The following is a 14518-nucleotide window of genomic DNA, read 5'->3' as shown; positions in this document are numbered from 1 at the left end:
GGCCCAACTCGTGCACGGGTCTGCGGAGTACCGCCGACCCGTGGCACCAAAGCTGTTGTTCGCGACGTCGCGTCTCACGCCAGGATCTGCCGAACCACCTCGCCGCTGACGTCGGTCAGCCGGAAGTCCCTCCCGCCATAGCGGTACGTCAGCCGTTCGTGATCGATGCCCATCAGGTGCAGGACCGTCGCGTGCAGGTCGTGAACGTGGACCTTGTCCTGCACCGCGTAGAACCCGTAGTCGTCGGTCGCGCCGTGGCTGTAGCCGGGTTTGACGCCGGCGCCGGCGAACCACATCGTAAAGCCGTGGGGGTTGTGATCGCGGCCGTTGCGCAGGCGGCCGTCGCCGCCGTCCTGGTATTCGAAGACGGGCGTTCGCCCGAACTCGCTGCCGCACATCACCAGCGTGTCATCGAGCATGCCGCGCTGCCGCAGATCCTGCAGCAACCCGGCGATGGGCACATCGACCGCCTCGGCGTTCTTCTTGTGGCCGTGATAGAGGTCTTTGTGCTGGTCCCACAGATTGCCGAACGCCATCGTCGAATGGTTGACGGTAATCCACCGCACGCCCTGCTCGGCAAACCGGCGGGCGAGGATGCAGGCACGACCGAAGTCGTCGGTCACTGGCTCGCCGATGCCGTACAGCTTGCGCGTGTCGTCCGATTCGCCGTTGAGCGACAGCAGGTCCGGCGCGGCGGTCTGCATCCGGAACGCCAGCTCCATGTTCTGAATCTCGGATTCGATCGCGTGATCGACCCCGGTGCGGTCGGCGTGATTGGCATTGAGCGCGCGAATCAGGTCGAGCTGTCGCACCTTTCGATCGAGGTTGGCCCCGCGGACCACGGCCAGGTTGTCCCAGGTGCGGTCGCGGCTGTCGGCGGTGGTTCGGCCGATCGCGGTCGGGCCGTAGGTGCTCGGCAAGAACGCTGGCGACGACGGCTTGGGCACGCCGGGCATGATCTCAATGAACGCCGGCAGGCTTTGGTTCTCGGTGCCCAGCCCGTACGCCGCCCACGAGCCGGCGTTGGGCCGCACCTCGCGCCCGGAGCCGGTGAAGATCATCTTCTTGGCGGTGATGTGGTCTTCGTTGTCGTGGTGGAGCGACTTGATGAAGCACAGGTTGTCGATCTGCTTGTTGATCGCCGGGAACAGGTCGCTCGCCCAGGCCCCGCTGTTGCCTTGCTGCTTCCAGTCGAACGGGCTGCGGAGCAGCGCGCCGGTCGGGGCGAACGAGAACTTCGGCTTGGCGATGCTCGCCGGCAGAGGCTTGCCGTCGTCGGTTTGAAGGCGCGACTTGTAGTCGTAGGAATCGATCTGCGAGAGCCCGCCGTCGAGGAAGATGTAGATGACGCGCTTGGCCCGCGCCGGAAAGTGCGCTGCCTTGGGCGCCAATGGCGACGCGCCGAACGACGACCCGCCCGGTGATGACTCACCGAGTGATGACCGCGACAACAGGTCGAGCGCCGCCAGCCCGCCGAAGCCGAGCGTGCTGCGGCGGAGTAGATCGCGACGGGAGAGGTTGTTACGGAAGTAAGTCATCTTGTAGGGCGGGCACGGCCGCCAGGTTTCCGTCTCAAAACTGTGGCTCCGGGTGCCATGGGCTGCGGTACTCCGCTGCCCGTGGCAACGCGTCACTGCCTGAACACCGCCACGGGCAGACGAGTACGACAGCCCATGGCACCCGGCGTTGGCTATTGCGGCAGATGCTAATTCACATACCGAAACTCCGTCGAAGCATAGAGCGCCTGACACAGCCGCGACCACGCCTCCTGCCGAGTGTTGCCGTCGGCCTCGGCCTGCTGCACAAACGCCAGCAATGGCCCGGCGATCGCCTTGTCCGGCGGACGGCCGATCGCCAGGCTGTACGCCATCTCCACTCGCTTCGCGTCGGTCAACTTGTCCATCTTCAGCAGCCGCTCGGCGAAGCGGTCGGCGAAGTACTTCACCAGAGGGCTGTTGAGCCAGAACAGACTCTGTGCCGGCGTCGCCGACGTCGGACGACTACCGATCGGCTGACCTTCCATCTCGACGTCGAACAGCGTCAGCATCTTCCGCACATCAACCCCCAGCCCCGGCGGCGACCGGCTCGTCGTCAGCGTGTACATCGCACGGTTGCTGCTTTTTGCAAACTCCAACGGCTGGCCCGACGGCTGGCGGACCAGCGTATTGATGCTGGCCAGCATCGTGTCGTACAGCGCCTCGGCTTCGAGCCGACGCCGGGGGAAGTGCGACAGCAGCTTGTTGTCGGGATCGACCTGATCCGTCGCCTGCGATTGCGAAGACTGCCGATAGGTCGCACTCAACAGGATCAGCCGGTGCATCTGCTTGATGCTCCAGCCCTTTTCCATGAATGTCGCCGCGAGCCAGTCGAGCAGCTCGGGATGGGTTGGCGTCGATCCGCGCGATCCGAAGTCGCTCGGCGAATCGACCAGCCCTTTGCCGAAGTGCCACGCCCAGATGCGATTGACCATCACCCGCGACGTCAGCGGGTGGCGCGGGTCGGTCAGCCAGTGTGCCAGCTCCAGCCGCCCGCTCTGCCCGGCGGCGATCTCGGGGCGGGGCAGGGCGTGGTCCAGAAATCTCGGCACGCCGCGCGGCACAAGGTATGCACTCTCTCGATACGTCTGCCCGCGCAGGTACACCGGCAGATCGACCGGCGACGGCTGATCGGTCACCGCGACGGCCAGCGGATAGGGCTTGATCTGCCCCGACCGCTCGACCACCTGTCGATCGATCGCCGCGATCGCCGCCACGTCTTTGTCGTCCAGGTACGCTTCAATGCCCGCCGTGGTCGGCCAGGGTTCGCTCGGCCAGTAGACGAACTGTTCGAGCAGGCGCGCTACGAGCTTCTGTTCTTTGGCGACGCTTTGGATCCCGGCTTCGATCGCCGGATCGATCTTCACGTAGCGCAGCCGATCGATCCGCGGGAAGTTGCCCCCTTTGGCCATCAACCTTAGGAAGTTCAGCCCGGCGTGCAGGTCGATCGTCGCGGCGACATCCCACCGCTGGTAAGCCAAGCCCGCCCCGCCGGTGGGGACTGCCAGGGCGTCGTTGCGGGCTGATTCGCCGTTGACGACGACGTCGATCGGCGTGCGGTCGTCGGTGCTGTGCAGGACTTCCAGCCGGTACTTCGCCGCCTCGGCGACCTCCACCTTGTATTTCACCCACTGCGCCGTCGCGGTCTGGGTTTCGATGACCTCGACACCTTTGCCGTCGCGCTGGAGCTGGGCGATCCGCAGGTTGTCCTGGCCGTCGAAATCTTCGGCCTCGTGGTGGAATACCAATGGCTTTGATTTGTCTAAAACGATGTTCGCGGCATCGCGGTAAGCGGGCTCAACCGCTTTCCAGTCGGCCAGCTTCTGTCGATGCCGCTGCTCGAGCAGCGACCACCGCTCGCCCTCCAACCGTTCGATCGCTTTGCGCAGGGCATCGTTCGCCGACACCTGATCGGGCAGCGCCAGCGGGCGAAGTTGGCGGGTTCGGCCGTCGCGCCAGTTGTCGCTAAACTCGCCGACGACGCGCGTGCTGCGGAAGATCCCACCGAGCGCGTAGTAGTCCTGGATGGGGATCGGATCGAACTTGTGGTCGTGGCAGCGGGCACACGCGACCGAGATACCCATGAAGGCGCGGGTCGTCGTGTTGATCATCTCGTCGACCATCTCCAGCCGAAGCCGGTTGGGGTCGGTCTCCATCTCGAACCACGACCCGATGGAGAGAAACGCCGGCGCGACGATCTGATCGATATGAGCCTGCCGGTCGGCGGGGGGCGTCAGGAGGTCGCCGGCGAGCTGCTCGGTAATAAACCGGTCGTAAGGTTTATCGTTATTGAAGGCCCGAACCACGTAGTCGCGGTAGTGCGAATCGCCGGCAGTGTGCTTGATCGCGGGGAAGCTCACGCGGCCGGGCGTGTAGCGGGCGACATCGAGCCAGTGCCGGCCCCAACGCTCGCCATAGTGCGGGCTGGCGAGCAGGCGTTCGATGACCTTCTCGTAGGCGTCCCCCGAGCGGTCGGCCAGAAATGCCCTGACTTCCTCCGGGGAAGGCGGCAGGCCGATCAGGTCGAACGTCACCCGGCGAAGCAGCGTCAGCTTGTCGGCCTCGGGGGCGAGGGTCAGCCCTTTTGACCGCAGGCGATCCACGACGAAGGCGTCGACCTCATTGCGTGGCGACGATGAGCTCGATTTCACGGTGTTGCCATCGGGCGCGATTGGCGGCACGGCCGGCCGTCGAACAGGCTGAAACGCCCAGAACGCCGACCAGTGTTTCCAGTCGTAGGCGTCCTGGCCGACATGCCCGTCATAACGAACGGCAGGCGCGGCGGTTGACGCCGGCTTGTCGGCCGCCCACGACGCGACCCGCGCCGACAAAAGGCCGGCCGCGAGCGACGAGAAGATTGCGATCCATCGATTCCGCATGACAGTGCTGCTTCGCCGGGACGCCCCTCATTCTACGACGCCAGTCGGCGGGTGTTTGCGAATCCGGCACAGACTTCGCACTCCCGCTCCTGTCTGTCGTCGTTCCGAACATCCGAACTCTTTCAGGAGTCGTATATGGGCAGAGAAGACGAAGCCGCCGGCAAGGCCAAACAGGTCAAGGGCAAGGTCAACGATGTGGTCGGCGCCATCAAAGGCGACACCGGCCAGCAGATCAAAGGCAAGGTCCAGAAGGCAGTAGGCAAGGTGCAGGAAGCGGTCGGCAAGGCCAGCCGCAAAGATTGATAACCAGCGAGCATCGCGAAGACGCGACAGCTTTACTGACGACCGCGAGACCGACGATGAATGTCGATTCTCGCGGTCGTCGGTTTTTCTATCCGACGAGCTTTCGGAGCCCCATGGAAATCAACTGGGCTCGCGACAGGCCTTTTGATTCGGCGTACGCGTCGGCACGTGCCAGGAGCTTCCGCTCGACGGTGACCTGAACGCGCTGCGCCCCGCCGCCAATCTTCGGTCGACCCCTTCCACGCCTGGCCTTGGCGACGACCTGCTTCCATTGTGCTGTTTCATCGGCGGTCAGTGGTTGGGTTTCGGAGAGGGGTATCTCGCGATTGAACGACTCCCAAACCTGTTCCTTCTGCGCATCGGACAGTGACAGGAATGCCTCGACGGGACTCTGTTTTGTCTTCTTTGCCATGTCTCAACTCCTGCGGCGCCGGGTGGTCAGCGGCATCGCGTGAATGACGAATATGGTGAGGTCGTCATCAAGCAGAAAAACAACCTGCACCATCCTTCCGCCGACGCCGCGCCCCGTTGTCATCCGCTTTTCATCACCGACCTTGCGATTCGGGTTGTTAAGCACGACCCTCTCAATCTCACGGACCGTGCAGCCATGGGAGGTGGCATGCTCAACGTTCCAGTCGATCCAGCGGAATGCCCCTTTCATAACCCATGTATTTATACACCACTTAATTGGGTCAAGTCGAGCTTCGATTCATCCGCAGGCAGCCCGATGTCCGATAACCCCGACATGCCCTCGCACGCGCCCGCCGAAAGTCCCGTCGCCACCCTCGACCCGCTGGTCATCAATCCCGGCCGGCTCAGCATCCTGCTGGCGCTGACGTCCAACCCTGCCGGCGTTGAGTTTGTAGACCTCCGCCATCGCACCCGCCTGACCGACGGCAACCTCGCCTCGCACGCCAGGCGGCTGGCCGACGCCGGCCTCATCGACATTGAAAAAGAGTTCCGCGCCGGCAAGCCGGTGACGACCTACTTACTCACGCCCAGTGGCAAAGCTTCGCTGCAGTCACATGTAAATGGGCTGATGTCTGCCGTTGCCGGAAAGGCTGAGCCGATCCAGCGAATCGCGCCGATTCGCGTGGACAATTCCCATAGTGAAGATGATTGGGTGGATTGATCCCAGGCTGCCCGCCGTCTGAGCTTGCTCGCCCCTGGGTGGCATGGGCAAGCGTACTCGCTTACCCGTGGGGTCGCGTGTGCCATCTGTGATCACTTAGACGGAGCCCGGCCGCCGCTTGTGCCACTCCGTCGCCGCCTCGTACATCCGCGCGGCCCGGAGCAGCTTCGGCTCGCTGAATGCCGGGCCCAGCAACTGGAAGCCGATCGGCAGGGGTTTAGCATCAGTCGTGAACCCACACGGCACGCTGATGCCGGCGATCGCGGCGATGTTGCACGTGACGGTGAACACGTCCGCCAGGTACATCGCCAGCGGGTCGCCGCTCTTCTGGCCGACCTTGAACGCCGGCTCTGGGCTGGTGGGGCAGGCGATCACGTCACAGCTCTGGAACGCCTCGTCAAAGTCCTGCTTGATCTTCGCCCGCACGCACAGCGCGTTGTGATACAGCCGCTCGCCATACCCCTTCGACAGGGCATACGTGCCGATCATGATGCGGCGTTGGACCTCCGGCCCGAAGCCTTCCGCCCGGCTCTTGCTGTAGAGGTCGAAGATGTTGGTGACCGGCTCTTTCGTGCGGTGCCCGTAGTGCACGCCGTCGTACCGGGCCAGATTGCTCGAGGCCTCGCACGGCGCGATGACGTAGTAAGCCGCGATGCCGTACTTGGTGTGCGGCAGTGAGACATCGACCGTCGTCGCCCCGAGCGAGCGGTAAACCTTGACCGCCTCGTCAACCGCCGACTTCACCTGCGGGTCGACACCCTCGGCGTGGTCGTACTCGCGGGCGATGCCGATGCGCAACCCCTTCAGCGGCACGTCCAGCTCGGCGAGGTAATCGGGAACATCGACCGGGGCCGAGGTGCTGTCCCGGCGGTCGTAGCCGGCCATCGCCTGGAGCAGCAACGCCGCGTCGGCGACCGTCCAGCCGAACGGGCCGATCTGGTCGAGCGAACTGGCAAACGCCACCAAACCATACCGGCTGATGCGGCCGTAGGTCGGCTTCAGCCCCACCAGGCTGCAGAGCGAGGCCGGCTGGCGGATCGACCCGCCGGTGTCGGAGCCGATGGACCCCAGGCACAATCCCGCCGCCAGCGCCGCGGCGCTGCCGCCGGAGCTGCCACCGGGCACGCAGTCGGTATCCCAGGGGTTACGGCTGGTGCCGAAGGCGCTGTTCTCGGTCGAGCTGCCCATGGCGAACTCGTCCAGGTTGGTCTTGCCGACAATCACCGCCCCGGCCGCTTCGAGCTTCTGCACCGCCGTCGCGTCATAGGGGGAGTGGAAGTTCTCCAGCATCTTCGACGAGCAGGTCGTTCGGCCGAAGGTGGTGCAGAGGTTGTCCTTGATCGCGATCGGCAGCCCGGCGAGCAGGCCGGTGCGAGTGCCCGCGTCGACCTCGGCTGCCACCGTCAGCGCCCGCTCGGCAAACACCGACCGCTCTCCGCCGACGTCGATGTAAGCCCGGATCGTCCCGTCCAGTGCGTCAATCCGATCGAGCACGGCGCGTGTCAGCTCGACGGCGGAGATTTTCCGCAGGCGAAGCGCATCCCGGGCGGCGGCAAGCGTGTCGAACGGCAGGGCAGAAACCATGGGCGGGCGAAGGTACGGAATAGGGGAGGGAAAGTAAAACGGCCGGGAGGGGTGGGGGAATGACGAATGGCGAAATTCGAATGGCGAATGAAGCCCAAAATCCCAAACTCGAATAGACTTTGCGCGATGTCCGGTGGGACCGGATGCCGGATTTCAGATTTCAGATTTCAGATTTCAGATTTCAGATTTGGGATTTGGGATTTGGGATTTGAGATTTCGAATTTCATTCGCCATTCGATTTTCGTCATTCGTCATTCGTCATTCCGTACTCCCCCATGCCTCCCGCACTCCGCCACCTCATCCGCCTTCAGCTCCGCGGGATCTTCCGTTCGGCCCTTCGCCGGGCCAAAACGCCGCGGGGGGCGATCTTCTTCGCGTTCGGCGTGCTGGTGTTCATCGCCTGGCTAACGCCGGCGATTCTGTCGGCGCAGGTGGCCAAGCCCAAGCCGGCCGAAGTCCGCAACGTCATGCCGCTGATCCTGCTCGGCATCGGGCTGCTCACCACGTTTACGTCGGCGGGTGAGAAGGCGATCGCGTTTACCGGGGGCGAGAGCGACTTTCTGTTTCCCGGCCCGTTCAGCCGGCGGCAACTGCTGCTGTACAAGCTGTTCAAAGGCACCGCCGTCGCCGCGATCACCGCATTGATCGTCTCCATCGCGATTTACCGTAACGCCACCTACTGGATCGCGTGCTACCTCGGCTGTTTCCTGACGCTGCTGTTCGTGCAGTTCGGCAGCACGGCGGCGCTGCTGGTGGGGCAGTGGCTGGGCGGCAAGTTCCGGTCCCGCGGGCGACTGCTCGCGATGGCGTGCATCGGACTGATGCTGCTGATCGCGCTGCGCGCCGCCGTCGGTGAGAACGGCTGGAACCTGCTGCTGGTCGATCCCCGCGTCGTCATCCAGCGCCTGGCCCGCACGCCGACCGGGCAGGTGTTACTCGCGCCGTTCACCGTGCTGACGGAGATCATCACCGCCGAGCGCCTCTGGCCCGACCTGCCAATCTGGACGCTGGCGGGGGTGGTCATCAACGCCGCGCTGGTGTGGGTGATCATTCGGCTGGATGCGTTCTTCCTCGAAGCCGCCGCCGGTGCCACCGACCGCCGACACGAGCGGATGCGACGGCTGCGATCGGGCGGGGCGATGGCGGTGGTCGCGCCGGCGACCTCCCGCCGCAGCGTGCCAATGTATCCCCGCTGGGGCGGGGCCGGCGCGATCGCCTGGCGGCAGACGACGCACGCCTTCCGTGCCAGTCGGAGCCTGCTGGTGGTGCTGCTGGTGATCGCGGTCGCGATCGGCCCGTTCCTGATCGCAAGTTCCCGGGCGAACGACCCCAATTCCGTCCTGATCCCCGTCTTCGCCGCGATGGCCTGGATTTCGGTCATTCTTACCAGTGTGCTGCGGTTCGATTTCCGGGCCGACCTGGACACCATCGAAACACTGAAGACCCTTCCGCTGAGCCCCTCGGCGATCAGCCTCGGGCAGGTGCTGACGCCGACCGTCCTGCTGACGATCATCCAATGGGTGGTGCTGGCGGCAACGACCGCGGTGACCTGGAACTACCCCGCCGGGGCGGCGGCCAGGCCGGCGCTGATGGTGGCGGCGGTGGTGGTGCTGCCGTTCAACGCGCTGATGATCGTCGCCGAGAACATCATTTTCCTGATCGCCCCCACGCGGCCTGCGGCCGCCGGGCCCGGCGACTTCTCGGCGCTCGGCCGGCAGATCTTCACGCTGGCGATCCGCGCCGTCGGCGTGGGCATCGCCGGCGGCATCGCGGCGGTTTTTGCCGTTGTCGTGTTCGTCTTTGCCGGCAACTCGCTGGTCGCGGCGACGGCGGTCGCGCTGGTGGTGTTAACCCTGGAAGTCGCCGCCGCGCTGCCGCTCCTGGGATTTGCCTACCGCCGATTCGACCCGAGCGTGCATATGCCGGGGTGATGAGCGGCGAAAATCCGCGGCCGCCTCGTGGGAACGCCGAGCTCCAGCTCGGCTCTTCGATGTTGCTGGTGCCATTGCCGAGCTGGAGCTCGGCGTTCCCAGAAGTTGGCATCCCTTTCGTCGTGGTGAGTTTGGATGGATCATCTCCCCACCTTCCGCTAAAACCTGTGGTTCGCCGGGTATGTCCGCCCGGGCAGGTGATTCTTTCGGGACCGACCCATGAGCCAGCCCCTCCACCGCGATCAGATCGAAGCCGTCGTCAGTGCCGCCGTGCAGAAACAGCCGGTGGTGGACATGCACACCCACCTGTATTCGCCGGCGTTCGGCACGCCGGTCCCCAACGCCGCCGGGCCGGTTGACCCGACGGGGCTGCTGCTCTGGGGCCTCGACGAGCTGGTCACCTATCACTACCTGATCGCCGAGGTGTTCCGCGTCGTCCCCGCGACCGTGCTGCCGTACGACACGTTCTTCAAGATGAGCAAGGTCGAGCAGGCTGACCACATCTGGAAGCACCTGTTCGTCGAGCGCTCGCCAATCTCCGAAGCCTGTCGCGGCGTGCTGACCACGCTGCACAAGCTCGGCCTGGATGTCTCCGACCGCAAACTCGATTCGGCGCGTAAGTGGTTCAAGGAACAAAAGCCCGGCGACTACATCGACAAGGTGATGGAGCTGGCCAACGTCGAATCGATCACGATGACCAACCCGGTCTTCGACGACGGCGAGCGCGAACGCTGGCTGCGCGGCATCAAACCCGATCCGCGGTTCCAGGCCGTCCTGCGGATCGATCCGCTGCTGCTCGACTGGCCGGCCGCTGCGAAAAAGATGGCGTCGTGGGGTTACGGCGTAAGCGAAGAGGTCGGCGGCAGGACGATCGAGGAGGCCCGGCGGTTCCTGCGCGACTGGATCGACAAGCAGAACGCGATCTACCTGGCGCTCAGCCTCCCCCCGAGCTGGCGCTATCCCGCCGACCCTGCCGACGCAGCGGCCCGTGCCGGGCAGGCGATCCTGGAACAGGTCATTCTGCCGGTGTGTGCCGAGCGGGGCCTGGCGTTCGCGATGATGATCGGCTCCCGCCGGGCCGCGAACCCGGCGCTCCGCGATGCCGGCGACATGGTCGGCACGTCGGACGTCGATTCGGTAACGGCGCTCGCCGCCCGCTTCCCCGGAAACCGATTCTTCGTCACGATGCTGGCCCGCGAGAACCAGCACGCGCTGGCCGTCGCCGCCCGCAAGTTTGGCAACCTGATGGTCTTCGGCTGCTGGTGGTTCGTGAACAACCCGAGCCTGATCACCGAGATCACCAAGATGCGCGTCGAGCTGCTGGGCACCAGCTTCATCCCGCAGCATTCGGATGCGCGGGTGCTCGACCAGTTGCTCTACAAGTGGGACCACAGCCGCAAGCTCATCGCCGGCGTGCTCGCTGAAAAGTACCGCGATGCCGTCGACGCCGGCTGGAAACTGACGACGGCCGACATCGAACGGGACGTTGCGCTGTATCTGAAGGGGAACTTCCGGAACTTCCTGTAAGGTCCGCCTCGGCGGACGCACCGATGTCGTCCGGCTTGGAGCGTCCCGTAGGCTCCGCCTCGGCGGACGCGTCGATGTCGCCCGGCTCGCAACGTCCGCCAAGGCGGACCCTACGGGCCGCGGTGGTTACAACGAAGTACCGCATTTGCGACGGACGGGCGCACGTCGTTACACTCCCGGCCCAACTCCGTCGGTGTACGCCCCGGGCATAACAAGAAACCCCAGAGGACCCCACATGGCCGCTGTCGCCACGCTCAACTACGCGTCATCCGAAGCCAAGCCCCCGCTCGACATGGGCGTGCGGCTTCGGCTTTCCGTCATGATGTTCCTGCAGTTCGCCGTCTGGGGCGCCTGGTTCGTCGTGCTCGGCAGGTACCTGGAAGTCGGCCTGAAGTTCAGCGGAACGCAGATCGGCTCGGTCTACGGCACCATGGCGCTGGGCGCGATTTTCTCCATGATGATCGCCGGCCAGCTCGCCGACCGGGTGATGGCCAGCGAGTACCTGATGGCGATCTTCCACCTCGCCGGCGCGGCCTTGCTCTATCTGTTGTCACAGACGACCGACTACACGATGTTCTGGTGGGTCGCGTTCGCGTACGCCCTGGTCTACAACCCGACGCTGGCGATCTCCAACTCGCTGGCGTTCGCGAACATCCCCGATGCCACCCGCGATTTCCCGAGCCTGCGCGTGCTGGGCACGATCGGGTGGATCGTCGGTTCGTCTTCGGTCGACTGGTTCATGGGCGCCGGCGCTGACATCACCAATAAGCCGCTGCTGCTGGCGGCCGGTTTCTCGGCGGCACTGGGGCTGTTCAGCTTCCTGCTCCCCCATACGCCGCCCGCAGGCAAGGCCGGATCGGCGCTCCCGTTCCTCAAGGCGTTCGGCCTGCTCCGTAACCCGAGTTTCGCGATCTTCTTCGGCCTGGCGTTCGCCATCACGATCGCGCTGGCGTTCTACTACACGTTCACCGGCAACTTCCTCGGCGACATCGGCGTGAAGAACATCGCCAGCACGATGTCGATCGGCCAGTGGTCTGAAATCGGCTTCATGCTGCTGCTGCCTTTCGGCCTGCGATACCTGGGCATGAAGACCGTGCTCGCGATCGGCATGGGTGCGTGGGTGCTGCGATACGGGTTCTTCAATGTCGCCCACAACGGATCGCCTTACTTCCTGGTCCTGGTCGGCGTGGCACTTCACGGCGTCTGCTTCGACTTCTTCCTTGCCGCCGGCTTCATCCACACCGACAACAAGGCCCCGGCGAGCATCCGCGGATCGGCACAGGCCCTGTTCAGCTTCCTGACCTACGGCGTCGGCATGTGGCTGGGGAATGAAATCTCCGGCCGCGTCGTGGACAAATACACCGTCAACGGTGTGAAACAATGGGACAAGATCTGGCTCGTTCCCGCGATCGGCGCGGCGGTGTGCCTGGTGCTCTTCATCATCTTCTGGCGCGATACCAAGGGTAAGCTGGAGGAAGAAGAGCCGCGCGGCTGACCCAGAAGTCCGGATCGCCAACTGCAGTCGGATGAGCTTTGAGCACTCCATTCAACGCCTGATGAGCGGCCAGGCGAAGGGACTTTTCCCTTCGCTTGGCCGCTCGGCTTTGGCGTGCATCGAGCCGCTGTACCGGTTTGAGGTCAACCGCCGGAACCGACGGTTCGATCGCGACGCATCGCGCGCTCGCAAGTTGCCGAAACCGGTGATTTCTGTCGGCAATCTGACTACCGGTGGCACGGGCAAGACGCCGGTCATTCGCTGGCTCGCCGGGGCGTTGCGCGATCGCGGCCTGAACGTCGGTATCCTTGCCCGCGGCTACAAGGCCGAGCCGGGAACGCTCGGGGACGAACAGCGGATGTTGCTGGCGATGCTGGGTGGCGGGACGACGACCGCCGGCCGGGTCGTCATCGAATGCGACCCCGACCGCCATGCCGCCGGCCTGCGGGCACTCGAACGCGAGCCTGCGATCGACCTATTCCTGCTCGACGACGGATTTCAGCACCGGCGGCTGCATCGCGATCTGGACATCGTGCTGCTGCACGCGCCTGAGCCGTTCGGTTATGGCCATGTCCTGCCGCGCGGGCTGCTGCGCGAGCCGATTACCGGCCTGAAGCGGGCCGGAATCGTGATCCTGACCAGCGCCGACGCGGCGACGCCCGAAAGCCGCGCGACGACGATCGCCGAAATCCGCCAGCACAACGCCGGCGTGCAGGTCGTCTTCGAACGGCACGAGCCGACCGGGCTGCGGTCGGCGGGGACGCCGAGCGACCAGCCGGCCGATGTGCCGCTATCGGCGCTGCGGGAGAAGTCGGCGATGTGTTTCAGCGGGTTGGGTTCGCCCGGCGGGTTCGAGCGGCAGATCCGCTCGCTCGCCGGGAAGTACGCGGGCGAGCATCGGTTTCCCGACCACCACGCTTACACGGCGGATGACGTGCGAATGCTGCAGGCCAGTGGAGAATCGGCCGGGGCCGAAGTGCTGGTGACGACGGAGAAGGACTGGGTGAAACTGGCAGCGATCGACGGGGTTGCCGACGCGAAAATCCCGATCTGGCGGCTGGACGTCGAAGCCCGGTTCGAAGGCGACGGCGCGGGTATCCTTCTGGCTGCCGCGATGGCTCGTGCTGGACGCGGATGCACTTGACGGTCGATCGGTTCAACGTTGAGGGCTGAACGCAGGCGCTCCGCTCCGCGTCGCGGCTAACCTCGGCTAACCTTGTGTAGTGTAGAGCGCCGCTCACTTGCCCCCTCCGCGGCATGCCCGTACCCTCCGCTGCTGCCCATGGACAAAGCGTTTACCAAATGGTGGCTCAGCCGCATTGAGCCGTTCAAGGATGTTGCCCCGGAGAAGCTGCGCGCCGAGCGGGAGGCGATGTCCAAGCAGCAGGAATACAACGAGCACTACGCCACCTTCCTGAACAACGCCGTCTTCCCGGCGGTGGATACCCTGGTCCAAATGATGAACAAGGCGCGGATCGTTCACCGCGTCAGCACCTGGGGCAACCAGTTGTCCATGCGGGTGCATCTGGCCTGGCGGTGGGGCGAACTGCTGATCATGCAGGAACACGAAGACGCAGTGACCTTTGCCCACCATATCGTCACCGAAGGCGAACGCCGGGGCGACGACACCGTGGAAGACCACACCCACGAATACGACCTGAAAACCGCCCTGCCGAGCACAATGGCGGAGCTGGAGATCCAGTTTTTCATGAGCCGGCTGGTGCTCGATCTGGTCGAACCCCCCGAAGAGCCGGAAATCCCACCCGGCGAGAAGCCGCCGGTGTAGATCGTTCGTGGCGAACGTCGGACGGCAATCCCACGGGCAAGCGAATACGCTTGCCCATGCCACCCAAAGTCACTCCGTGCGGGTGCAAGGTGTAGCCGGCGGGCTTGCCCGCCGAACTGAACCCAAAGAACCCCAAGTTAACCCCGCATATACCGCTTGTCCCCAGCGCCCTACCATAGGTAAACTACACAGCAGTAGTTGCGCGGACCGGCTGCGAGCGATTCCTTCGAACCTGCTGTCTTTCGCGACGTTACATCTACTGGCGAGGTTCTCGCGGCGGTCGCCCGGACTCCATGAGCCGGGGCGGTGGGTCGCTCCATCGCTTTTTGTTTTCCGCTCGCGCTTC

Annotated in this window: 11 protein-coding genes; 7 read left to right on the top strand and 4 right to left on the bottom strand. The window is 64.8% G+C overall.

Features of this window, described 5'->3' with window-relative positions:
* Positions 1-74 precede the first annotated feature (74 nt).
* Both IPV69_RS13310 and IPV69_RS13305 read right to left on the bottom strand, forming a co-directional pair.
* The gene (locus IPV69_RS13310) at positions 75-1538 is read right to left on the bottom strand and encodes a DUF1501 domain-containing protein (protein ID WP_206295605.1); all 1464 of its coding nucleotides are present in this window, start codon (positions 1536-1538) and stop codon (positions 75-77) included.
* Between the two features lie 167 nt (positions 1539-1705).
* Positions 1706-4414: a DUF1549 domain-containing protein gene (locus tag IPV69_RS13305; RefSeq protein WP_206295604.1), complete on the bottom strand. Its 2709-nt coding sequence runs from the start codon at positions 4412-4414 to the stop codon at positions 1706-1708.
* Between the two features lie 135 nt (positions 4415-4549).
* On the opposite strand from IPV69_RS13305, the gene IPV69_RS13300 reads away from it, so the two are divergent.
* Positions 4550-4717 (top strand): CsbD family protein, encoded by a 168-nt coding sequence (locus IPV69_RS13300; protein ID WP_206295603.1) that lies wholly within the window; start codon positions 4550-4552, stop codon positions 4715-4717.
* An 88-nt stretch (positions 4718-4805) separates the two neighbouring features.
* Here the strand turns inward: IPV69_RS13300 and IPV69_RS13295 are convergent, their stop codons facing one another.
* Positions 4806-5129 (bottom strand): type II toxin-antitoxin system HicB family antitoxin, encoded by a 324-nt coding sequence (locus IPV69_RS13295; RefSeq protein ID WP_206295602.1) that lies wholly within the window; start codon positions 5127-5129, stop codon positions 4806-4808.
* A 39-nt stretch (positions 5130-5168) separates the two neighbouring features.
* On the opposite strand from IPV69_RS13295, the gene IPV69_RS13290 reads away from it, so the two are divergent.
* Positions 5169-5849, top strand: a complete 681-nt coding sequence (locus tag IPV69_RS13290; RefSeq protein ID WP_206295601.1) for a transcriptional regulator — start codon at positions 5169-5171, stop codon at positions 5847-5849.
* 96 nt (positions 5850-5945) lie between these two features.
* On the opposite strand, the gene gatA is transcribed toward IPV69_RS13290, so the two are convergent.
* A complete protein-coding gene (gene gatA / locus IPV69_RS13285) occupies positions 5946-7433 on the bottom strand; it encodes an Asp-tRNA(Asn)/Glu-tRNA(Gln) amidotransferase subunit GatA (protein ID WP_206295600.1) in 1488 nt (495 codons plus the stop codon).
* 275 nt (positions 7434-7708) lie between these two features.
* On the opposite strand from gatA, the gene IPV69_RS13280 reads away from it, so the two are divergent.
* From IPV69_RS13280 to IPV69_RS13260, 5 genes are all read left to right on the top strand, one after another.
* A complete protein-coding gene (locus IPV69_RS13280) occupies positions 7709-9364 on the top strand; it encodes a putative ABC exporter domain-containing protein (RefSeq protein ID WP_206295599.1) in 1656 nt (551 codons plus the stop codon).
* A gap of 219 nt (positions 9365-9583) precedes the next feature.
* Positions 9584-10891, top strand: a complete 1308-nt coding sequence (locus IPV69_RS13275; protein WP_206295598.1) for a hypothetical protein — start codon at positions 9584-9586, stop codon at positions 10889-10891.
* 235 nt (positions 10892-11126) lie between these two features.
* Positions 11127-12386, top strand: a complete 1260-nt coding sequence (locus IPV69_RS13270) for an MFS transporter (RefSeq protein ID WP_206295597.1) — start codon at positions 11127-11129, stop codon at positions 12384-12386.
* Between the two features lie 31 nt (positions 12387-12417).
* Positions 12418-13530, top strand: coding sequence for a tetraacyldisaccharide 4'-kinase (gene lpxK / locus IPV69_RS13265; protein WP_206295596.1), 1113 nt, complete (start codon positions 12418-12420; stop codon positions 13528-13530).
* 138 nt (positions 13531-13668) lie between these two features.
* On the top strand, positions 13669-14172 hold the full coding sequence (locus tag IPV69_RS13260) for a hypothetical protein (RefSeq protein ID WP_206295595.1): 504 nt from the start codon (positions 13669-13671) through the stop codon (positions 14170-14172).
* The last annotated feature ends 346 nt before the right edge of the window (positions 14173-14518 follow it).

This window comes from Humisphaera borealis (genome assembly GCF_015169395.1).
Classification (GTDB): domain Bacteria; phylum Planctomycetota; class Phycisphaerae; order Tepidisphaerales; family Tepidisphaeraceae; genus Humisphaera; species Humisphaera borealis.
The sequence above is the reverse complement of the archived record's forward strand: the minus strand, read 5'-3'. Positions and strand labels throughout refer to the sequence as shown.